At 50.1% G+C, this 22,547-nt stretch carries 21 protein-coding genes; 20 read left to right on the top strand and 1 reads right to left on the bottom strand.

The window, feature by feature from the left end; genetic code table 11:
* On the bottom strand, positions 1 to 532 hold a 532-nt coding region (locus T363_RS0107865; RefSeq protein WP_031474869.1), incomplete at its 3' end, for a response regulator transcription factor.
* 225 nt (positions 533 to 757) lie between these two features.
* Between T363_RS0107865 and T363_RS16570 the strand changes: the two genes are divergently transcribed.
* The 20 genes from T363_RS16570 (at position 758) to T363_RS0107765 (ending at position 22,523) form a co-directional block, all read left to right on the top strand.
* On the top strand, positions 758 to 922 hold the full coding sequence (locus tag T363_RS16570; protein ID WP_031474867.1) for a CD1871A family CXXC motif-containing protein: 165 nt from the start codon (positions 758 to 760) through the stop codon (positions 920 to 922).
* A complete protein-coding gene (locus tag T363_RS0107855; RefSeq protein WP_031474865.1) occupies positions 915 to 1,859 on the top strand; it encodes a 4Fe-4S binding protein in 945 nt (314 codons plus the stop codon). The genes T363_RS16570 and T363_RS0107855 overlap by 8 nt, the downstream gene beginning before the upstream one ends.
* Entirely contained in the window at positions 1,846 to 2,712 is an 867-nt protein-coding gene (locus tag T363_RS0107850) for a TlpA family protein disulfide reductase (RefSeq protein ID WP_031474863.1), read from the top strand. Before T363_RS0107855 ends, T363_RS0107850 begins: the two co-directional genes overlap by 14 nt.
* 15 nt (positions 2,713 to 2,727) lie before the next feature.
* Positions 2,728 to 3,564: a CPBP family intramembrane glutamic endopeptidase gene (locus T363_RS0107845; RefSeq protein WP_031474861.1), complete on the top strand. Its 837-nt coding sequence runs from the start codon at positions 2,728 to 2,730 to the stop codon at positions 3,562 to 3,564.
* A 524-nt stretch (positions 3,565 to 4,088) separates the two neighbouring features.
* Positions 4,089 to 4,532: an NfeD family protein gene (locus T363_RS0107840; RefSeq protein ID WP_031474859.1), complete on the top strand. Its 444-nt coding sequence runs from the start codon at positions 4,089 to 4,091 to the stop codon at positions 4,530 to 4,532.
* 26 nt (positions 4,533 to 4,558) lie between these two features.
* Complete coding sequence (locus T363_RS0107835; RefSeq protein ID WP_031474857.1) at positions 4,559 to 5,470, top strand: SPFH domain-containing protein; 912 nt, start codon at positions 4,559 to 4,561, stop codon at positions 5,468 to 5,470.
* Positions 5,471 to 5,955: 485 nt separating this feature from the next.
* Positions 5,956 to 8,433, top strand: coding sequence for a heavy metal translocating P-type ATPase (locus tag T363_RS0107830; protein WP_031474855.1), 2,478 nt, complete (start codon positions 5,956 to 5,958; stop codon positions 8,431 to 8,433).
* Positions 8,434 to 8,534: 101 nt separating this feature from the next.
* Positions 8,535 to 10,358 carry a TIGR03960 family B12-binding radical SAM protein gene (locus T363_RS0107825; protein ID WP_031474853.1) on the top strand — a complete coding sequence of 608 codons (1,824 nt, stop codon included), beginning with the start codon at positions 8,535 to 8,537 and terminating at the stop codon, positions 10,356 to 10,358.
* The gene (locus T363_RS0107820; protein ID WP_051643170.1) at positions 10,351 to 11,019 is read left to right on the top strand and encodes a TIGR03936 family radical SAM-associated protein; all 669 of its coding nucleotides are present in this window, start codon (positions 10,351 to 10,353) and stop codon (positions 11,017 to 11,019) included. Before T363_RS0107825 ends, T363_RS0107820 begins: the two co-directional genes overlap by 8 nt.
* Before the next feature lie 13 nt (positions 11,020 to 11,032).
* Entirely contained in the window at positions 11,033 to 12,433 is a 1,401-nt protein-coding gene (gene miaB / locus T363_RS0107815) for a tRNA (N6-isopentenyl adenosine(37)-C2)-methylthiotransferase MiaB (RefSeq protein WP_031474849.1), read from the top strand.
* Between the two features lie 13 nt (positions 12,434 to 12,446).
* Positions 12,447 to 13,040: a hypothetical protein gene (locus T363_RS0107810; RefSeq protein WP_031474847.1), complete on the top strand. Its 594-nt coding sequence runs from the start codon at positions 12,447 to 12,449 to the stop codon at positions 13,038 to 13,040.
* A gap of 30 nt (positions 13,041 to 13,070) precedes the next feature.
* Positions 13,071 to 15,659: a DNA mismatch repair protein MutS gene (mutS, locus tag T363_RS0107805; RefSeq protein WP_031474845.1), complete on the top strand. Its 2,589-nt coding sequence runs from the start codon at positions 13,071 to 13,073 to the stop codon at positions 15,657 to 15,659.
* A gap of 143 nt (positions 15,660 to 15,802) precedes the next feature.
* Positions 15,803 to 17,764, top strand: a complete 1,962-nt coding sequence (mutL, locus tag T363_RS0107800; protein ID WP_031474843.1) for a DNA mismatch repair endonuclease MutL — start codon at positions 15,803 to 15,805, stop codon at positions 17,762 to 17,764.
* 9 nt (positions 17,765 to 17,773) lie between these two features.
* Positions 17,774 to 18,715 carry a tRNA (adenosine(37)-N6)-dimethylallyltransferase MiaA gene (gene miaA, locus T363_RS0107795; protein ID WP_031474841.1) on the top strand — a complete coding sequence of 314 codons (942 nt, stop codon included), beginning with the start codon at positions 17,774 to 17,776 and terminating at the stop codon, positions 18,713 to 18,715.
* 29 nt (positions 18,716 to 18,744) lie between these two features.
* Complete coding sequence (gene hfq, locus T363_RS0107790; RefSeq protein WP_207640622.1) at positions 18,745 to 18,990, top strand: RNA chaperone Hfq; 246 nt, start codon at positions 18,745 to 18,747, stop codon at positions 18,988 to 18,990.
* Positions 18,991 to 19,009: 19 nt separating this feature from the next.
* Complete coding sequence (locus T363_RS0107785) at positions 19,010 to 20,287, top strand: biotin/lipoyl attachment domain-containing protein (RefSeq protein WP_031474837.1); 1,278 nt, start codon at positions 19,010 to 19,012, stop codon at positions 20,285 to 20,287.
* Positions 20,284 to 21,009: a YggS family pyridoxal phosphate-dependent enzyme gene (locus T363_RS0107780; RefSeq protein WP_031474835.1), complete on the top strand. Its 726-nt coding sequence runs from the start codon at positions 20,284 to 20,286 to the stop codon at positions 21,007 to 21,009. The genes T363_RS0107785 and T363_RS0107780 overlap by 4 nt, the downstream gene beginning before the upstream one ends.
* A 20-nt stretch (positions 21,010 to 21,029) precedes the next feature.
* Positions 21,030 to 21,533 carry a cell division protein SepF gene (locus tag T363_RS0107775; protein ID WP_031474833.1) on the top strand — a complete coding sequence of 168 codons (504 nt, stop codon included), beginning with the start codon at positions 21,030 to 21,032 and terminating at the stop codon, positions 21,531 to 21,533.
* Between the two features lie 19 nt (positions 21,534 to 21,552).
* Complete coding sequence (locus T363_RS0107770; RefSeq protein ID WP_031474831.1) at positions 21,553 to 21,810, top strand: YggT family protein; 258 nt, start codon at positions 21,553 to 21,555, stop codon at positions 21,808 to 21,810.
* 95 nt (positions 21,811 to 21,905) lie between these two features.
* Positions 21,906 to 22,523, top strand: coding sequence for a DivIVA domain-containing protein (locus T363_RS0107765; protein WP_031474829.1), 618 nt, complete (start codon positions 21,906 to 21,908; stop codon positions 22,521 to 22,523).
* Positions 22,524 to 22,547: the final 24 nt, after the last annotated feature.

Below are 22,547 nucleotides of genomic sequence, written 5' to 3'. Positions count from 1 at the left end.
CATGTTGTATGAGTTCTTCCTGGCTTACCACATCCTCCTGATGCAGGATCAAATATTCCAATAGTCCCAATTCTTTTCTTGTAAGGGATAATTCAGTATTGCTTGCAAATGCAATGCGTGCTTTTGTGTCAAGAGAAAGGTCACCGCATTTTATGATAATATTGTTCTGGATCACACGCCGCCGCATCAGGCTTCGCACCCGTGCTTCCAGTTCTTCAAAATGAAACGGCTTGCAGAGATAATCGTTTGCGCCGCTGTCGAGACCATCTATTTTATCTTGCAGTTGGCTTCTTGCAGATAGGATCAGTACATTTGTTTCGATATCTTCTTTGCGAATATTTCGAAGTATTTCCATTCCATCCATTCCCGGAAGATTCAAGTCCAATATGATCAGATCATAAGTTTCTGACAGAATCATATCCCATGCGTTGTCTCCATCAAAACAGCTGTCAACCTCGTATCCGTCGAGACGCAGACCTTTTGCAATCGTATCACAGAGGGATTTTTCATCTTCGACAATCAATATTCTCATATTTAACATATGCTCCTTTCATCGCAGTCTATTTATCGATAAGATGTTACTCGGAAAAGTATAGAGCAATCATCTTTTTAGACAACATGTTTTAATGAAATTATAACATAGAGACAATAAATTTTCTGTTAAATGCAAAAAAGATTTTCTCTTAACGGAAATTTTATATCCGGTTTGCTATACTTCATCTGTCACTGAAAATCAAGCAAAAACAAAGGAGGAAAAATGAAAGTTACCAGTAAATATTCGGCTTATAAAGTGTTTGCAGTGCAAATCCTGCTAATTGCTATTGCAATCATTTTTGTATGCGTTGGCGTATGTCGTGGGGAGGTCGAAACTGTATTTACGAAAGCAATTCGATTGTGTTTGGAGTGTGTCGGCATTGGATAATAGTAAACATACGAAAAAGATCAGAGAACGATTAAAAAATCTGTTTACAAGCAGGAATACGATCCAAGCGTTTGCTACATTTTTGACAAATGTTCATCTGCCAAATTTTTTGAAAGGAGCTCTATATAACGGAAAAGTAAAACAGGTATGTGTGCCGGGGCTGAACTGTTACTCTTGTCCTGCTGCAACAGGAGCGTGTCCGATCGGTTCTTTTCAGGCAGTCGTCGGTTCGTCAAAATTTAATTTTTCTTACTATATAACGGGGATCTTGATTTTTTTCGGAATCATGTTTGGTAGATTTATCTGTGGCTTTTTCTGCCCGTTCGGTTGGCTGCAAGATCTTCTCCACAAAATTCCGACGAAAAAATTCAGCACCAAAAAGCTCAAATTCATGTGCTGCATCAAGTACGGTATTCTCGTTATCGCAGTCATCGCATTACCAATATTGATAACAAACGACGCGGGAATTTCCATACCATACTTCTGTAAGTACATTTGTCCGCAGGGAATCCTGGAAGGAGGTATTCCACTTTCCCTTGCAAGCGGCAGTATTCGAGCGGCCCTTGGCGCCCTCTTTCGGTGGAAATTCCTGATCCTTGCTGGGATGATTGTACTTAGCGTACTGTTTTATCGTCCATTTTGCAAATGGCTGTGTCTTCTTGGGGCATTTTATTCCCTGTTTAACAGGTTTTCGCTGCTTAACTACAAAGTGGACAAGGATAAATGTATTGCCTGCGGAAAATGCAGCCGTGTTTGCAAAATGGATGTGGACATCAGCAAAAACACGGCACATACAGAGTGTATTCGGTGCGGCGATTGTATCAAGGTGTGCCCGACAAAAGCAATTTTTATCCATTGGGGTAGCACAAATCCCGTTAAAACCAAAGAAAATAAAACATCAAATCAGATTGGAGATATGAAAAATGAAAGTATTTAAGAAAATTGCATCTGGCCTTGTGGCTCTTGTATTGATAACTTCGCTGGCGGCTTGCGGCTGCAACGGTACAGTAGATTCACAGTCAGCCCCAAATGGAGCAACACAAGAGAATCCATTTCCCGAATTTACTGGAACAGATTTTGAAGGCAACAATGTGGACAGCACCTTGTTTAGCAACAATGAGGTAACGCTGCTCAATTTTTGGTTTAATGGTTGTTCTGCCTGTGTAAATGAGATGCCGGCGCTTGAAGAATTGAATGAAAAACTCCGTGAAAAAGGGGCTGAGCTGGTAGGGGTGAATGTTGAGGCTGGAGAAAGCGAAGAATTGCTTTCAGAGGCAAAAGAAATCCTTGCAAAGCAAGGCGCTACCTATAGAAATCTGTTTATCAATGGCGGCGATGAAGCTCAGGACTATGTCGGGAAAATTTTCGCTTTCCCCACTACAATTATGGTGGATAAAAACGGGAATATCATCGGAGAGCCTATTACCGGTAGCATTGAAGATGAAAAGAAAATGGATGCCATCCTCAAGCTGGTAGAGGATATTAAAAACGGCAAGGAAGTTGCAACGGCACTTCCTTCGGAAGATACCGTAGATGATAAGGTTGCAGCGTTAAGCAAAGAGCAAAACAATATCTTTTTAGAGCATCAGGAATTGTGGGATAAGGTGTTTGAAAATATTGAGAAAAATGCGTCCGAGCAGTTGCCGGACTGCACCTATGCAGAATTTCTAACGCTCCAAATCGAAAACTGCAAAGACCTGTTTACGGAAGAGGAACTGCAAACCCTGAAGAAAGATCTGGAAAGGATCGATGAGATCGACAAAAAGATACAGGGGTTAAGGGAGAAATAATAAAGAGGAAAGAACATGGATAAACACGCTATGAGTATTGGCAGGAGATTTTGCTTTCTCCTGCTGCCGATACTGGCCATTGCACTGCATTATGGTATGTCCGGAATTTTGCTCTATGGTTTTTACAGCTTTTTCACGAACGTGCTGCAACTTACCCAGGAACAATTCGCTGCCTTCTATGGATGGACTGAGATTTTTGTCAACTTTGTGCTGATTATTCTCTTCTTTGCTGTGTATCGATGGGTATTTCAGAGGGACAGAGGGGAAAAGAGCGGTCTGCCCGATGCCAAGGGAACCGCAATGAGCTTGATCGCCGGCGCAGGGATTTCCGGGGTATCCTATCTTTGGATCATGTTAGCTAAGAACATTCCAGCGTTTCGGGAAAGCCTTTCCGCTATGGAAGCAGCAAACAAATCTATTGAAGGCGGAAGTGGCTTAGAACTCATATTGACCGTTGTGATCGTAGCACCTCTTGTTGAAGAACTGCTTTTTCGAGGTATTGTATTTCGCTCCATGCAAAAGGTATTTCCTGTATGGATCTCAATTATGTTATCGGCGATCATGTTCGGAGCGTATCATATGAATCTCATTCAGACAGTTTATGCTACATTTATGGGGATCGTCGCTGGAATTATTTACTATAAAACAAATCGGCTTATCTATCCAATGATCGTACATGCAGCGAATAACTTTATTGGTGCCATGCAAAGTTTTATCCCTTCAAAAGCAGGAAGTCTTATGGTCGATATGTTTTCCCTTATTATGATTATTCCTATGTGTTATACGATCTATCATCTGCTTAAAAATAATACCGCAAAACAAGGGTATAGGACAGAGAATTCATTTGAATAATGAGGTGAATAAAGAGGCGTACAGTTATAAGCTGTGTGCCTCTTTATAGTATCACAAGTCTATCAATGTATGCCTTTCTAAGGAGAACAAGTTTTAAATCTGTTTACTATCAGAAAAAATAGAATGAGATATCTGTAACATTTAGCTGAAACTTCCCTTGACAAATCTCATCTCAAGGCTTTCTAAGCTGTAAATGCTTATTAGCATCATAGTCGCACTGACGCATGAGAAGATGATTGTATCTTTGCAAACATAGATGCAGAGTACATACTTTGTGAGAAAGTATCGCCTTTTTTCGTTTTTAGACAAGCTGCTTTTACGGCAATTTGTATTACTTTTACAGATCATATAGATATGGCTTTACACTTGATTTTGCGGCAAATACGATTTAATACGTGGTGCCGCGTGTATCACTGCTCATCGTCAAACAAGTACATTTTTGAAGACTGAATATTAATCATGTTTTTTGCTGTACTTTTATGTGTTGCCGTGATATACTATGCGCAAAGGAGGGGATCATACAAATGTTGTTTGGTATCAACAGCCTATATATATGGGTGGCTGTTATCATTATTGGTGTGGCGGTGGAGGCCTTTACGTTGGATTTATCTGCAATCTGGTTTGCAGTGGGCGGCGTAGCGGCGCTGATCGCTGCCAGCATTGGGTTGAGTGTGCCAACGCAGCTTGTAATCTTTGTGCTGTTTTCGGCGGTATTGCTCATTCTGATGCGGCCGTTCTGCCGGCGCTTTCTAAAGACCAAAAAAGAAGCGACCAATGCGGATCGGATCATTGGTGAAACAGCAATTGTCACTGAAGCAGTTGATCATCTGCACGAAACCGGTGCGGTAAAGGTGTGCGGTACTGTATGGTCTGCGCGCAGTGTGGATGACACGGTCATTCCCGTCGGTACCACAGTGCATGTGGTAGAGATCCGCGGAGTAAAGGCCGTAGTAGAAAAAATCAATTAGGGTTCCGTGAGAAAGGGAGTCGTGTTATGCCGTTTATTATTCCTGTTATCTGGATTGTTCTAGCAATTCTGCTGATCGCATTTTTGGCCAGCAATATTGTCGTTGTTCCACAGGCCAAGGCCTATATCGTAGAACGCTTGGGTACGTATAAGTGCACATGGAATACAGGATTGCATTTCAAGGTACCGTTGTTTGAGCGCGTTGCCCGAAAGGTAACGCTGAAAGAGCAGGTTGTGGATTTTCCACCGCAGCCTGTAATCACCAAGGATAACGTTACCATGCAGATCGATACGGTGGTGTATTTCCAGATCACGGATCCCAAGCTGTTCACCTACGGAATCGAAAGCCCGATGGCGGCGATCGAAAACCTGACTGCTACCACGCTGCGTAACATCATTGGCGATCTCGAACTTGATCAGACCTTGACCAGCCGCGACATCATCAATACCAAAATGCGCGCGATTCTGGATGAAGCGACCGATGCATGGGGCATTAAGGTTAACCGCGTAGAGCTGAAAAATATCATTCCGCCTGCCGCAATTCAGGAATCGATGGAAAAACAGATGAAGGCTGAACGTGAACGCCGTGAAGCGATCCTGGTGGCAGAAGGCAAAAAACAATCCGCCATTCTGGTAGCAGAGGGCGAGAAGGAATCGACCGTGCTGCGTGCAGAGGCCAGTCGCCTTGCTAAAATCAAGGAAGCAGAAGGCGAAGCAGAGGCGCTTCTCACCGTACAGAAAGCACTTGCGGATTCGATTACGATGCTTAATCAGGCCTCGCCGACCGAACAGGTCATTAAGCTTAAATCTTTGGAAGCATTCAGCACAGCGGCAGATGGCAAAGCGACGAAAATTATTATTCCGAGCGAGATTCAGTCGCTTGCCGGCTTAGCCACCTCTTTCAAAGAAGTGATAACCGAACCCAAAGCAGAAAAGTAAAAATCAAGTCCGGTGTAATGCACCGGACTTGATTTTTATGCAACTGTTGAGTGGTTTTTATTTGGAATTCTTGACAGATGTGCGATTGGATGATACCATATTTGAATAGATACTCATGTGTCGCGGTATGGACCTTTGCTGTCGGCTCTCTCAGCTGAGATAGCTGTTGCATGCTGTAAATAAACGATATACCATGCAGCGCAAGCGAGATCGCAATGGATATAAACAGATCTCAGCTATTTTATTTTTTACAGTGTGCTTGATAACAGTAATGGAAATATTCTGCCGCGCTGGTTTTGGAATTATCCGGGGGTGCAAGTCGTACTGTGCGATTACGCGAACACCTATCTGGAATTTTCTTGCAAACGGGTAAGCGGAATTACTATATATAGAAACCGGATAAAACAGTATACTATGCGCTGTGCAATGACCATATCCAGTTCATCTTGGTACATGTTATTGCATATGTGCAGGAGGGATAGTGAATGAGTGAAAATAACAACCGTCTGACCGAACCGGAGGCAGAAGGTCGGCAACCGACGGCAGATATTCCCCAACCGGGGTATTCAGAAGACCTGCTTGCGCAGGTTGAGGCAGAAAATTTGGATTTCCCGACTGATTTGGTGGAAAATATGTTGTCGGATCTGGAGGACGGGCTTTCCGTTGTTCCGGCGCAGCCGCCTGCGGCAGCGGAGGAGCGAGCCCCGCAGACCGCAGATGTGGGGTCGGACTCGACACCAGATGGACAGCTTGTGGAAACTGACCGTGCACAAAAGGATACCGCAGACGATTCGGAAGTAAACGCTGTGCCGGAGCCCCAAGCGCCTACTGCCGTTTCATCGGAAGATGCAGCGGATATATCGGAAGAACCCGAGGGCGTTCCGGCAACCGAGATAGATGCGGATAAAGAAGCTGTGGACGAGATGCCGGACGATCCGGTTCCGGTGATCACCGAAGCCGCTTTGACGGTTGCAGAAAAAGTAACTGATGAGACTGCGGGTATGACGCTTGTCGAACGTGCGCAGTATCATGCGCGGATGCGTCGCCGCGAACAGACTCGTGTTCGCCGGGAAAATGCACGTCGTGCGGCGACAGGAGAAAAAGTTCCATATCAGCCGATGACACCACTGGACATGCGTTTTACGCTGATCCGCTTGTCGGTAGCAGTTGTTTTTTTGGTGGTGGGTCTGGTCTTTGGAAAATCCAGCATCGCATTTGCAATGTATCTGCTCGCATATTTGCTGACGGGTGTTCCGATTGCCGCACGAGTCGCACAAAATTTTGCACATGGGAAATATTTTGATGAATATTTGCTGATCTTGATCGCTTCTTTGGGTGCGTTCCTGTTGGGCAACCGGCCAGAGGCCAGTATCATCCTGATCCTGCACGGCGTGGGCAAGATGGTCAGTGATTTGGTCCTCAGCTCAACACATCAGTCTTTGGCCAGACAGACCGGTTTTCTGCCGGACAAGGCATCTTTGGTCAATATGCAAGGCGAAGAACGTCAGGTGTCGCCGTCTGATATCCGTATTGGTGAGTTCGTTCTGGTGCGCTCGGGAGAACGCATTCCGATTGATGGTATTGTGCTTCGTGGTGAAGGTACCGTTGATGATACCGTGCTGACCGGCGATGCGGAACCTTCGTCTATCGGCAAAAATGATAAAGTATTGGCCGGCAGCCTGTACACTGGTTCGCTGCTTTTAATGCGTGCGACTACCCGGTTTACCGACTGTGCGGTCAGCCAGATTCTGCGCGTGCAGGATGAGGGCAGCGAGTGCAGAGCGGCACTGGAAAAAAGCGTCCTGACGGGTGCGGCACGGGTCATTCCGGTTGCGGTTGTGCTGGCAGTGCTCTTGGCTGTTATCCCGCCGTTGTTTAACTCTGCCACTACAATGGCAAACTGGATCTATCGTGCGCTCACGATTCTGATGATCTGCTGTCCGACTGCACTGATGATCTCCGTTCCTCTGTGCTTCATGTGCGGCCGTGGTCGTCTGTCACAAAAGGGGATCCATGTTAAGGGCAGTGCGGCTGTGGAGAAAATGGCCGAGCTGCGCATGGCAGTATTCGATAAAACCGGCACGCTGACCGAAGGAAACCTCCGTGTGAAAGAGATTCAGACAACGCAGGACTTCAATCAGGAAAGTATTCTGGCTCTGGCTGCCGCTGCGGAACAGCTTTCGCCGCATCCGGTGGCGCGTGCACTGGTGGCCGCATATCCCAGCGTTCCGCAGAAAATCAGCGAATTTGAGGAGTTCCCCGGACGTGGGGTACGTGCCCGGATCGGCAACCGCAACTTGCTGGCAGGTAACCGCCGGCTGATGGTATCCCGCGGGGTTAAGGGTGTGCCGGAAATTGCCGGCACTGTGGTCTATATTGCATATGATGGGGACTATGCCGGTGCGATCGTATTGGAAGATACCATCCGAACAGAAGCAAAGGATGCAATCCACGGCATGAAATCGCAGGGGGTCTTGCGTACGGTTATCCTGACCGGGGACACAGAAATTCCTGCACAGCGTACTGCGGATGCTATCGGTATCGACACCATCCATTATGGATTGCAGCCGGAAGAAAAAGCATCCAAGATGGAGTTTTTGCTCCGCACAATCCCGACAGATGGTACTGCCGCCTATATTGGAGACGGTGTCAATGACCTCGAGGAGCTTAAGCTGGCTGATGTCGGCGTGGCAATGGGTGTAGCAGGCTCCAGCCGATCGGCAGATGCAGCAAATGTTCTGATCATGTCCAACGACCTGACGCGTCTGGCGGATGCCATGCGGATCTGCCGACGGACACACAGCATCGCATTTCAAAACATGGTGTTTGTGCTGCTTGTCAAAATCCTGCTGGTCTTGCTGACGGTAGTCGGCGTGGCCTACATGTGGCAGGCTGTGGCAGCCGATGTTTTGATGACGGTTTTAACCGTTCTGAATTCCGCCCGTATTCTGGGCTTGAAGTAAAAACAAAGACCATACCGAGATAAGACGGTGTGGTCTTTTTACTCGAAATATGTTATACTGTTTTTGTATTTTGTTTGGGAGGAACTGCCTTGCACAAAAAGATGGAAGCCATCCTGTCCCGCGTGCAGAAGCCGGCGCGTTATGTCGGCGGCGAGTGGGGCTCTGTGATGAAGGATAAGAAGGAAGTTGATCTGCGGTTTGCGTTTTGCTTCCCGGATACCTATGAGGTTGCCATGTCGCATCTGGGCTCGCGTATCCTATACGGCCTGCTCAACGATCAGAAGGGTATCTGGTGCGAGCGTGTCTGTGCTCCGTGGATCGATATGGAAGCCGAACTGCGTGCGGCGGGGATTCCGCTGTACGGATTGGAGAGCGGCGATCCGCTCTGCGAGTTTGACATTATCGCGTTTACACTGCAATACGAATTGTCGTTTACCAATATCCTGAATATGCTCGATCTCGGCGGTGTGCCGGTGCTTGCAAAGGATCGTACTGAGCTGAAGCATTTGGTTGCCTGCGGCGGCCCATGCGCCTATAACCCGGAACCGCTTGCGGATTTTGTTGATCTGTTTATGATTGGCGACGGTGAGGAGATTATGCTGGAATTCACCGATCTATACCGCAAGGCCAAGCGGGAAGGGTGGAGCAAGCAGGATTTTCTGATTCAGGCGGCACAGATCGAAGGGATGTATGTTCCTTCGCTGTATGAGGTTTCGTATCACGATGACGGAACGATCGACCGCGTGACCCCGACGCACGGAGCACCGGAAATGGTGCAGAAGCGCATCGTGAAGGATCTGGATACAATGTATTATCCGGAATCCTTTGTGGTGCCGTCCACCGATATCGTGTTTGACCGCGCCATGGTCGAACTGTTCCGCGGCTGCCCGCGCGGCTGCCGATTCTGTCAGGCAGGGCATACCTACCGGCCGCTGCGCACCAAATCCAAGGAGGTGCTCCTGCGGCAGGCCGAGGCGGTGCTGAAAAATTCGGGCTATGAGGAAATTTCGCTTTCCTCGCTCTCCACCAGTGATTACGGGGATCTGTCCGGTTTGACCGAGGGGATGCTGGATTATTGTGAGCCGCGTCATATCAGCCTGTCGCTTCCGTCGCTTCGTGCGGACAGCTTCAGCGCAGAACTGATGCAGCGCGTACAGAAGACCCGCAAAAGCGGCCTGACCTTTGCCTGTGAGGCAGGTACACAGCGTTTGCGCGATGTCATCAATAAAAACATTCGTGAAGAAGACGTGCTTCACGCCTGTGAGATCGCCTTTCAGGGCGGCTGGAACAACGTAAAGCTGTATTTCATGATTGGTCTGCCTACGGAAACCACCGAAGATCTGGACGGAATCGCGGAAATCTGCAAAAAGGTTGCTTATTGCTGGCGGGTCAATACCACAAACCGTGCACGCGGCGTGAAAATCACCGCATCCGCTTCCTGCTTTGTGCCTAAGCCGCAGACACCGTTCCAGTGGGACGCGCAGGATACCCTGGAACAGTTCCGGGAAAAGCAGGCGCACATGAAGGTCATTATGAAAACCAAAAACGTGACCTACAACTGGCATGATGCGGAAACCTCTGTTCTGGAAGGCGTGATCGCCCGCGGAGACCGGCGACAGGGTAAGGCGATTCTGCTGGCCTGGCAGCGCGGCTGCAAAATGGATGGCTGGGATCAGTGCTTCGACTTTGAACGCTGGATGCAGGCGTTTGCCGATTGCGGTTTGGATCCGGACTTCTATGCATCGCGCCCCCGTCCGCTGGACGAGGTGTTCCCGTGGGATCACATCGGCTGCGGCACGAGAAAAGAGCATTTGAAGCATGAGTGGGAGCTGTCCCGTGAAGCGGCTGTTACACCGGACTGCATGCAGAAATGCGCAGGCTGCGGTGCAAATGCGCTGCTGAAGGGAGGAAAGTGCTGTGTTTAAGGCAAGAATGAAATTTGCCAAAGAGGGGAGAGCAAAATATATCTCTCACCTTGATCTCATGCATACGATGCAGCGCTCGATGGCGCGCTGCCAGATGCCGCTGTGGTTTACCGAAGGCTTCAACCAGCATGCCTATGTCTCCGTGGCGCTGCCGCTTTCGACCGGCTACTCGGGCGAATGTGAGTTTCTGGACTTCAATATTACCAGCGAGGCTGTGCCGGAAAATGCGTTGGAAGCGCTCAATGATGTGTTCCCCGAAGGGCTGCGCGCGATTGAGATATACCCGCTCGAGGATGGTGGGATGAAAGTCGGTGCGATCGCATGGTCGCAATATCGCATCACATGGGGATTTGAGGAGGCGGTTCCTGCGGGCTTTACTGATGCGGTTCGCGCGTTGTTTGCCCGGCCGGCGGTTGAAATCGTCAAACGCTCCAAACGCGGTGAAAAGACCGTGAATATGAAAGAATTGATGCGCGGCCTCACCATCACCGAGGAAGCAGATGAGGTGACCGCGGTCGTTACAACGGCAGCCGGAAACAACAACATGAGTCCGGAATATCTGACCCGTGCCATTGCACAATATTTGCCGCAGTATGAGATCCCATTCAGCGCTTATCATCGCATGAATGTGTTCACCGCTGACGGTACGCCATTCCGCTAAGAGGAGACTGCGCATGTCTGAATCAGCTATTGTTTCGCAGGAAGAACTGCAAAATCAATTTACCTATATGGATGCCGTTGCGGAGCTGATCCGCGGGCGGCATCTGCGTGCCTATACGCATACGTTCGGCTGCCAGCAAAATGAGGCGGATACCGAACGGATCCGCGGTATGCTGCACGAAATGGGGTATGAAATGACAGAAGAGATCGATAAAGCCGATTTCATCCTGTATAATACCTGTGCAGTGCGTGAACATGCGGAGGATCGCGCCTTCGGCAACATCGGTGCGCTCAGTCATTTGAAAAAGCAGCGCCCGGATGTGATTATTGCCCTGTGCGGCTGCATGGTGCAGCAAGAAAAAAATGTTGAGAAAATCAAAAAGAGTTATCCGCAGGTAAAGCTGCTGTTCGGCACGCACGCGCTGTGGCGTTTTCCTTCGCTGCTGTATCGCGCGCTGACAGAAAAAAAGCGCATTTTCGATATCGGCGGGGTGGATGATATTGCGGAAGGGCTGCCGGTGCTGCGCGGCCACGGTCCGAAAGCGTGGCTGTCCATCATGTATGGCTGCAATAACTTCTGCACCTACTGTATCGTGCCGTATGTGCGTGGACGTGAGCGATCTCGCCGCCCGGAAGAGATTGAAAAGGAATTGCGTGAGCTGGTTGCAGCAGGATACAAGGAGATCACGCTGCTGGGTCAGAACGTGAACTCCTATGGCAAGGATCTGGGGCTGGATGTGGATTTCGCCGACCTGCTGCGTCGGTTAAACGCCGTGCCGGGTGATTTCTGGCTGCGCTTCATGACCAGCCACCCGAAAGACGCCTCCCCGCGTCTGTTCGATGCCATGGCGGATTGCAAAAAGGTGGCTAAACAGCTGCATCTGCCGTTTCAGTCCGGCAGTGATGAAATTTTGCGCCGCATGAACCGCCGCTACACTGCGGAAAGCTACCGTGCGCTGATTGTGGATGCAAGGCGGAAAATGCCGGGGATCACCCTGTCCAGCGATATTATTGTCGGTTTCCCCGGGGAGACCGAAGCGGATTTCGAACAGACGTTAGCATTGGTACAGGATATACAGTTTGATCTGCTCTTTACGTTTTTATATTCGCCGCGCAGCGGTACGCCAGCGGCAACCTATGAGGATCCGGCTACACCGCAGCAGAAGCAGGCGTGGTTTGAGCGTCTGCTTCAGGCACAGGATGCGATCGTGGCTCAGCGGCAGGCCGCATATCAGGGTAGAACGATGCGTCTGCTGGTGGACGGTACGGCAAAGGGGCCGGATTATCCGTTTACCGCGCGCACGGAAGGTAATCTTTTGGTTTGTGTACGTGGTGAAAATATCAAAATTGGTGATTTTATCGAGGCGACAATTGAAAAAACTTCGCTCCGCTGCCTGTTTGCAGTGAAGCAATAAGGAGGATGACCGCATGAGTACACAGCAGGATACCGTGCTGCAAAAACTGCGTCAGCTGCCGGTTGATTTATCTCTGGTTGAGCTGTATCCCGCAGAGGAGGACAACGCCTATTTCTGCACACCGCTCGGTGCGCGCATATTGGGGCGGATCGGTGTGGACGGGGTACATTTTTGCGATGTGCCGTCTCTGGGGCTGGACTTGGTTTTTGCGGTTACACCAATGGGTGAGGCACCTTTTGTGTATCCGGTCGCATCGGATCTGCATGAGTTTTTAGCAGAAGTGTATACCTGCGGCAGCGCCGGCAGTATCGAACAACTGATTGGGATCGCGCCGGAGCGGGCGGCGGATTTTCTGCGGTTTAATCGTGCCCTGTGCATAGGTTCGGACGATGCAGATGAACTCCAGCAAGCGTACGATTTTTTTGGCATGGATGGTTTTTCGCTGCCGGAACCGGGAAAGAACACAGCGGTCTGTCATGTGCTCAATGTAATGGCGGACACGTTCGCGCTGGAGCCGATTGAGGATGTCTATGCGCATATCCAAGCGGTGTGCAGCAGCTTTGATATAAAAAATTTATCGTTCTCGGACGAATATGATAATTTGTAAATGCAATAGGATACAGGCAGGAGGATAGAAATGGCTGAACTCACGCCCATGATGAAGCAGTATTTCGAAATCAAAAATCAAAATAAGGATTATATCCTTTTTTACCGTCTGGGCGATTTTTATGAAATGTTCTTTGACGATGCCAAGCTTGCCTCCCGTGAACTGGAGCTGACCCTGACCGGTCGGGACTGTGGTCAGGAGGAACGTGCGCCGATGTGCGGCGTGCCGTATCACAGTGCAGAAAGCTATATTGCCAAGCTAGTCGGAAAAGGCTATAAAATCGCCATCTGTGAACAGGTGGAAGACCCAAAGCTTGCAAAGGGACTGGTGAAACGTGAGATTGTTCGCCGCGTAACGCCGGGTACGGTTACCGAAGCCTCCATGCTGGATGAACAGCGGAATAATTTTCTGGGCTGCGTATTTGCCGACCAAAGCGGAATTGGAATATGCTTTGCAGATATTTCAACGGGTGATGTTTACGCAACCGGTTCGAGCGACTGGACAGATATCCTGAGCGAATGCGGCAGCTTTGTGCCGCGTGAAGTTCTGGTTGGCGGCGCAGCTGCCGGATCAAATGTACTGCTGTCCTTTTTGCAGGATCGTCTGTCTGCCCTGATTGAACCGATGCCGGAAGAGTACTTTGATGCACAGCAGGCTGCCGAGCGCGTGATGCATCAGTTTCAGATAGAAGATTTTGGTGCGGCAGGCCTGACTGATCTGCCGCAGACAGTGCAATGCCTCGGTGGTCTGCTGGCCTATCTGGAGCAGACCCAAGCGGCATCGCTTGCCGGGCTAAATCATCTGCAGGTGCACCATCAGGGGCAGTATATGGAAATCGACCTGATCGCGCGGCGCAATCTGGAGCTGTGTGAAACCATGCGCACCGGCGAGAAGAGCGGTACCCTGCTGTGGGTGCTGGATCAGACCCGTACAGCAATGGGATCACGGCTGCTGCGCCAGTGGATGGAGCGCCCTTTGTATAATCCGCTGCAAATCGTTCGGCGTCAACAGGCGGTCAGCGCGTTATGCGAGGATGTCATTGCACGTTCTGCCTTGACGGATGTCCTGCGAAAGGTATTGGATATGGAACGGCTGATCGGCCGTGTCGTCAGCGGTGCGGCGAATGGCAGAGATCTGCGTTCCCTTTCCAGCGCAATCGCCTGCTTGCCGGAGATCCATGCGCAGGCTTCGCTGTTCGGCGCGGCTTATCTGCGCGAACTAACCAGCCAGATTGATTTGCTTGAGGATATACATTTGCTGATCGAGCAATCGATTGTAGAGGAGCCGCCTGTCACACTGCGTGAGGGTGGTTTGATCCGTCCGGGATATAGTCAGGAGATCGATACGCTGCGGGATCTGTCTACCGGCGGACAGGGAGAAATCGCCGCAATTGAACAGCGCGAGCGGGAGTCCACCGGTATATCGAAGCTGAAAATTGGATATAACCGTGTGTTCGGCTATTATATTGAGGTCAGTAAGACCAATCTCGGGCTTGTACCCCCGCATTATATTCGCAAGCAGACACTGGCCAACTGCGAACGCTATATCACAGAAGAACTCAAGCAGCTGGAAAGCACCGTGCTCGGCGCACAGGAACGGATGAAAGCGTTGGAATACGATATGTTTATCCGTATTCGTGACCAAATCGGAGCAGAAGTGCACCGTGTGCAGCGGTCTGCCCAAGCGGTGGCCGCGATCGATGTACTATGCGCCTTTGCCAACGTGGCATGCGACAATCATTATATCTGCCCGACTGTGGATTTTTCCGATCGGATCGAGATTCGTGACGGGCGGCATCCCGTTGTCGAAAAGATGCTGAAGGACAGCTTATTTATTCCCAACGATACGGTGCTGGATCGCGGGGAAAACCGTGTGGCAATCATCACAGGGCCGAACATGGCCGGTAAATCCACCTATATGCGGCAGGTCGCATTGATCACGATCATGGCGCAGATTGGTTCATTCGTACCGGCTACATCGGCGCATATCGGTGTGGTTGATCGTGTTTTTACCCGTGTTGGTGCTTCGGATGATCTGGCAAGCGGACAGTCTACTTTCATGGTGGAAATGAGCGAGGTTGCAGAGATTCTGAAGTATGCAACCAAATCCAGCCTGCTGATACTGGACGAGATTGGGCGCGGCACGTCCACTTATGATGGCATGAGCATTGCCCGCGCTGTGGTCGAGTATGTAGCAGATAAACGGAAAATCGGCGCGCGGGCACTCTTCGCAACGCACTATCATGAACTTACAGTGTTGGAAGATTTGGTAAGCGGTGTTAAAAATTATAATATAGCCGTAAAAAAACGCGGAGATGACATCACATTTTTACGTAAAATCGTGCGCGGTGGAGCGGATGACAGCTACGGCATCGAAGTGGCCAAACTGGCCGGTGTACCCAATACGGTGATCAAGCGGGCGAAAGCGGTGCTTGCGGATCTGGAAGCTACCATGCCCAAACCTGAAGTGCGCGCCATAGCAGAGGAATCCGTTCCCCAACTGACAATGGATGCCCTATCCGGCGATGCCGTAGCCGAGCGCCTTCGTGCGCTGCAGGTGGACACCATGACGCCGATTGAGGCGCTCAATGCGCTGTATGAACTGAAAAAACTGCTCTGATGGCAGCGGGGTGCGGTGAACTGTGACCGAACGCAGGTGTTGGTCACGCGGTGCAGCGTGGTAGATAGCTCGCGCCTGGCACAAGGCGATATCCAGATGGCGCATATCGCATTTATTGATCTTTCAGCAGAAAGGATTACACCATGGCAATGATTCATGAATTATCACCACATCTGGCGGATCTGATCGCGGCAGGCGAGGTGGTAGAGCGCCCGGCTTCGGTGGCGAAAGAACTCGTTGAAAACGCGATCGATGCCGGATCGACGCGGATCACTGTGGAAATCGAACACGGAGGGATTACTTATCTGCGGATCGCGGATAACGGCTGCGGTATGGCGGAAGAGGATGTTCCGATTGCGTTCCGCCGGCACGCGACCAGCAAGCTGCGTACAGAGGAGGATCTTTCCGCAATCGGCACGCTGGGATTTCGCGGAGAGGCGCTCGCAGCCATCGCATCGGTGACAAGAATCGATCTTTTCACACGGCAGCACGGTGCGCTGTCCGGCAGCCATCTGCACTTGGAAGCGGGTGTGATGGACGCACCGGAAGAAGCCGGCTGCCCGGAGGGTACGACAATCGTCGTGCGGGATCTGTTTTACAATACGCCTGCCCGTATGAAATTTTTGAAAAAAGATTTTACAGAAGCAGGCTATGTACTGGGTGTAGTGCAGCATGCGGCTCTGTCTCATCCCGAGATCGCATTCACCCTGATCCGGGATGGTAAGCAGGTGTTTGCAACGGATGGCAAAGGGAAGCTACTGGCACCGGTTTTTGCTGTGTTCGGTAAGGAAATGACAGCGAGCATGATCGAGGTGCCGCAACAGGAGCGCAATGGGATGACAGTGCACGGTTATATTGTAAAACCGCATGCCGGCAGACCGAACCGCTCCATGCAGCACTTTTTTGTCAATGGGCGCTATGTAAAAAGCCGTTTGATGCAGGCCGCGTTGGAAGAGGCCTACCGTAATGCAATCATCACTGGAAAGTATCCCTCTGGGGCAGTTTTTCTAGAGCTGCCGTTAGCGGCTGTGGATGTCAATGTGCATCCGGCAAAAACCGAGGTCAAATTCTCTCAGGAAAAGCCGGTATTCGAGGCGGTGTATATTGCCTGTAAAAATGCAATCTCTGCAAATGATAATATGCCGCATATCGAGCATAAGGAGCGGTCTGCGGCATCACAAGCGCAGCCTTCGTTTGAACAGCAGCGATTTGCTGTGCCAAAACCGGTATTTCATTCCCCGAAACCGGTCGAAACGCCTGCAAGGCAGATCGCATCGTCCGTACAGACTACACCCCCGGCGCTGGAGGATTTTCTGGTCGCCGTTCCGCCGCGCGCTGAAAAACCGCGCGTTTCCGGCAGCTTTGCTGCAGCCCCTTCCATTTGGCAGGAGGATACACCGTCCGCTGGCAACGCCGAACGGGACATCGCACCACTTCGCTCAGCGGCTCCATCTGCGGCAGCGCTGCCGCAGATGACAGAGTCGGAGCCTACAGCATCGGTAGTCCCGCCGGCCGCACACCGATTGGAGCCGATCGACTGCGGGGCGCGGGTAATCGGGGAATGTTTTCAAACATATGTCATTGCAGAAGATGCAGATGGCTTGATCCTGATTGACAAACATGCTGCGCATGAGCGGCTGCTGTTCAATCAGCTGCGGGCGAAAACCGAGATCACGCAGCAGGAGCTGCTGACACCGGTTATCGTTTCCCTAACCGGAGAAGAAGCTGCTGCGGTACAGTCCCAAATAGACGATATCCGGAAAGCGGGGTTTGAACTGGATCCATTCGGGGAAAACAGCTTTGCGGTACGCAGCGTCCCAGCCTATCTGGATGGAGAAGATGTTGCGTCCGTGATGGAGGAGCTTGCCGGAAAGGCCATGAACAACCGCTCTACCGTGCCCGACCGCTTGGATGACCTGATCCATACGGTGGCCTGCAAGGCTGCGATTAAGGCGGGAAAATCCACCTCGATGACCGAATTGCAGGATTTATGCGACCGTGTACTGGCGGATGGTGATGTACGTTCCTGCCCACACGGACGCCCGACGATGGTGCGGCTGACAAAGTATGAACTGGACAAGCTGTTTAAGCGCGTCAATCAGTGAGGAGGAACTATGGACAACCGTTTGATCTGTATCTGCGGACCGACGGCAAGCGGGAAAACCGCTTTGTCGGTGGCATTGGCACAGCAGCTGAATACAGAGATCATTTCCGCTGATTCCATGCAGATATACCGTGGCATGGATATCGGCACCGCAAAGCCAAGTCCGGCAGAGCGGAAAGGGATTCCGCATCACCTGATCGACATTTGTGATCCGGGAACATCTTTTTCCGTCGCGCGTTATGTGGAACTGGCAGATCAGGCGGCACAGCGCATACTCAGCCAAGGGAAAATCCCCGTCGTTGTCGGTGGCACCGGATTGTATATGGATTCTTTGATCGAATGCAGTACATTTTCCGGAGATGAGACCGATTTGACAGTGCGCGAAAAGTATCAGCGCATGGCGGAAGAACAGGGAAATAAGGCGGTGCACGCCTGTTTGGCAAAGGTTGACCCGGAGGGAGCGCAAAGCCTGCACCCCAATAACTTGAAGCGCGTGATCCGTGCGCTGGAGGTATACGAACAAACAGGTATGACCATTGCGGACTTTAACCGGCGTCACAAACGGCCCGAACCCAAATATCAGGCGATCAAACTGGGACTCTGTCCGTCTGACCGGGAAATTTTGTATGACCGGATTAACAGCCGAGTCGATCAAATGATCACAGACGGTTTGCTGGATGAAACTCGTCGTCTGCTTGCATTAGGACTTCTGTCTGGTACGGCGGCGCAGGCCATCGGATATAAGGAATTACTGGGATATTTGCAGGAAGGCGAACCGCTGGAAGCATGCATTGAACTGCTCAAGCGGCGCAGTCGCAATTATGCCAAACGTCAGCTTACTTGGCTGAAAAGGGATGACAATATTCACTGGATATACTATAATAGAGGAGAAGATCTGTTCCACGTCCTGCAGGAATCGACAGAATATCTGCAAAAACACGGTGTACAATGATACCACTATTTGTAAATTATGGAGGAATCATTGTGAGAAACGAAATCAATCTGCAGGATCGTATGTTGTCTGCCTTGCGTCAACAGGGACAGACGATTACACTTTTTTTGACTAATGGGTTCCAAATGCGCGGTGTTCTTCGTGGATTTGACAATTTTGTCATTATTCTGGAGACAGATGGCAAGCAGCAGATGATTTACAAGCACGCGATATCAACGCTCATCCCGCAGCGGCGTGTTGAATTGTGTGCTGTGCCGCGCACCTTGGAGGGATAATACTAAATGAGGCAAATCTATGCAACAAGCGCAGCATGAAAAGAAATTAAAACCCCAAAAACGCAGGGCGGTGCCGTCACGGCTGCTGTTTGTGCTGATCACTGCGGTGTTAGCTGTTTATCTTGGTGGGCAGGCTCTGTCGGCCTTTAGCAGCGCACCGGAAACCACACCCGCAGTCCGTGTAACCGTTAACGACAGTTTTACGGCAACCGGATGGTTTTTCCGGGATGAGCTGCCTGTGGATGGCAGTACAAGTGAATCCGTAAAGCACATTGTATACAGTGGCGAGCGGGTGCAGAAGGATGCCGCGCTGGCTATGGTATATACAGATGAGGAAGCGCTGTCGATGAGCCGAGAGCTGGAACCGCTGGAAAACCGCATCGCACAGCTCGGTACCGCTATGCAGGCAGTAGCCGACAGCTCGGATGCCGCCAAGCTGGATCAGATGATCGCGCTTGGCCTGCAGCAAATGGCAGATCAAGTAAAGGAAGGGAAAGGGAGTGCACTTGCTTCGGCTGCTGATTCCCTGCGTACACTTTCTTTACGACGGGGTGCGGGAGATGCCGAACCTTCTGAAATCGAGAGCGAACGCAGCCGGTTGATCAGTGAGCGTGACAGTTTGCAGCAGCAGCTTGCGGGACGTTCGATACAGCTGACAGCACCGAGTTCGGGGTATTTTTCAGAAGTTGTAGATGGATACGAAACCGTACTCACATTGGATGCACTGGATACGCTGACGCTGGATCGTTTTCATTCCCTGACTGCGGACGACAGCCGTCAGGGCGCAGCATCCGGCACGCTCGGAAAAATTATCCGGGGATTCAGTTGGTATCTGGCCGCAGAAGTTCCGGTAGAACAGGCTGACCGTTTAACCATTGGGCAGGCACTGCGCGTTAATTTTACACAAGCCTCGATGGAATCGCCGGTAACCGTATATTCGGTCATTAAAGAGCGCAACAGTGAAACAGCCCTGATTGTTTTGGAGGGCACCGAGTTCAACGGCGAAATGGTTTCCCTGCGGCAGCAGCCGGTTGAAATTATTTTAGCGTCCTATACTGGCCTGCGGGTTCCGAAGGCAGCGATCCGCATGGTGGATGATAAGGACGGTGGACAAACCACAGGCGTATATATTCTGAGCGGATCGATCCAAAAGGAAAAAATCATCAATAAGCTGTTTGAAACTGACGATTACTATGTTGTCGAGCAAAGTGCAACCAATTTCAACATGCTGGTCGAGCAGGATCAGATTGTTGTTCGCGGTAAAAATCTGCAAAATAATATGGTGGTGAAGACATGACGGAACAGGAAAAGAAAGAACTACAGGATCGCATCCATTCTGTTCAGGAACGTGTTGCGCAGGCTGCAGTGCGCGCGGGAAGGAACCCAGACGATATTACGCTGGTAGCCGCGTCAAAAATGAACGATACAGAGCGTGTTCGCGCCGCGATTGAAGCAGGCATCCGTGTATGCGGAGAAAATCGCGTACAGGAGCTGCTGGATAAGTATGAGCAAAATGCCTATGCGGGTGCAGACCTGCAATTTATCGGCACCCTGCAGACCAACAAGGTGAAATATCTGATTGGGAAGGTATCGTTGATTCAGTCGGTGGGCTCGGTGCATCTGGGTGAAGCAATCGCCAAGGAAGCAGCCAAGCATCAAATTAAGCAGGATATCCTGCTCGAGGTCAATATCGGCAGGGAGGCAGCCAAAAGCGGTCTGCTGCTGGAGGAGCTGGATGAAGCCGTTGCCCGTCTCAGCGAAAAGCCGTCTCTGCATATTCGGGGACTGATGGCAATCCCGCCGATTGCCGATCAAGCCACAAAAAACTCAGGGTACTTTGATGAAATGCATCAAGTATTTGTTGACATTTTGACGAAAAAATACGATAATGTAAGTATGGATTATTTGTCAATGGGAATGACTAATGATTTTGAAACGGCGATACTGTGCGGCGCGAATATGGTTCGTGTCGGCACAGCGATCTTCGGCACCCGGCCATATCAGATCGTTTCGCCCTAAAATATAAGGAGGAACTTGGCATGGGTTCGATAAAAGGCTTTATCGATTGGGTAAAGGGTGAGGATGTCGAAGATGAATATGAAGACGACATGCCCCGCCAGCGTAATGAAGAACCTATGATGAGCAGCACGCAGTCCACTTATGATCGTTCCTACGAACGGTACGACCGAGAGCGATCATATGACAGCGCTTCTGCTGATACATCATCTGCACGCCGCAGCAATAAAGTAGTTAATATTAATGCAACAACTCAGCTTGCTGTTGTGCTGGTTAAACCGGATCGATTTGAAAATGCAGCGGAAATTGCAGATCATCTGAAGGATAAGCGTACCGTTGTTTTGAATTTGGAGCAGACCAATAAAGATATTGCCCGTCGGCTTGTGGATTTTCTCAGCGGTGTTGCATATGCCAATGAAGGGAAAATCAAAAAGGTGGCCAATAGTACATATATTATTACACCGTATAATGTAGATATTATGGGCGATCTGATCGATGAGCTGGAAAGCAGCGGTATGTATTTCTAAGGAATGTGCTGTGAACGTGATGATTGTATATCTTGTAAGCAGTATTCTGCGAATATTGGAATTTTTGTTTTTTGCCCGTGCAATTATGAGCTGGTTTGTACAGGGCAGCGGTTCGAAGATCTATGAGTTTCTTTGCCTTGTGACAGAGCCATTGATTCAACCGTTCCGAAGCTTGTTGAGCCGTGTAGATGCGCTGCGAAACAGCCCGATCGATTTTTCATTTATGCTGGCGTTTCTGGTGCTGGTCGTATTGGAGCAGGTTTTGTATATGCTTTGAATATGCCGAGCAGTCGGCGGAAAAGTATGGTCGGGTGCAGCCCGACCTTTTTCCGGTAAGTGCGGCAAACGATAAATTTAACGGAGGATAAACATATGACGGTGCAGGAAATTCAGGAGATCGGCTTTGAAAAAGCGGTTTTCGGTGGGTATGACATGAAATCTGTTGATACCTTTCTGGAGCGTGTTGCAGAAGAGTTTGCGTCAATGCAAAAAGAAAATGCCGCACTCAAGGCCAAAATGAAGGTGCTTGTCGATAAAATCGAGGAGTACCGCGGTGTAGAGGATGGAATGCGCCGCGCACTCATGAGTGCACAGACGATTGCGCAGGATACGATTGATAAGGCCAAAAAGGAGGCTGACCAAATTGTTTCCTCCGCAAAGAATGAAACGGAAAATAAAGTTAAGGATACGCAGGACGAAATTGCATTGGAAGAGCGTAAGCTTGAGGCTGCCAAGAAAAATACAATAGAATTTATTGCACGTGTTTCGTCAGTTTATCAGGCGCAGGCAAAAGCACTGGTGGAACTGGCTAAGGCGGAAAGCTTGGTTCGTCAGCAGGAACAGCCTGCTCCCCCGGCACAGCCTGCCCCGCAGCCGGTATCGGTTAATGAGCCTGAGCAGGCGGATGAACCGATTGAGGATGCGACCCGTAAATTCGATTTTGGTGAGCTGAAATTTGGCTCGGAATATGACCCTAAGGACGTAAAGTAAAAAGCAACAGCGAAAGGACTGAAC

The organism is Agathobaculum desmolans ATCC 43058 (assembly GCF_000701665.1).
Taxonomy (GTDB): domain Bacteria; phylum Bacillota; class Clostridia; order Oscillospirales; family Butyricicoccaceae; genus Agathobaculum; species Agathobaculum desmolans.
This window is presented reverse-complemented; position numbering and strand designations above follow the sequence as displayed.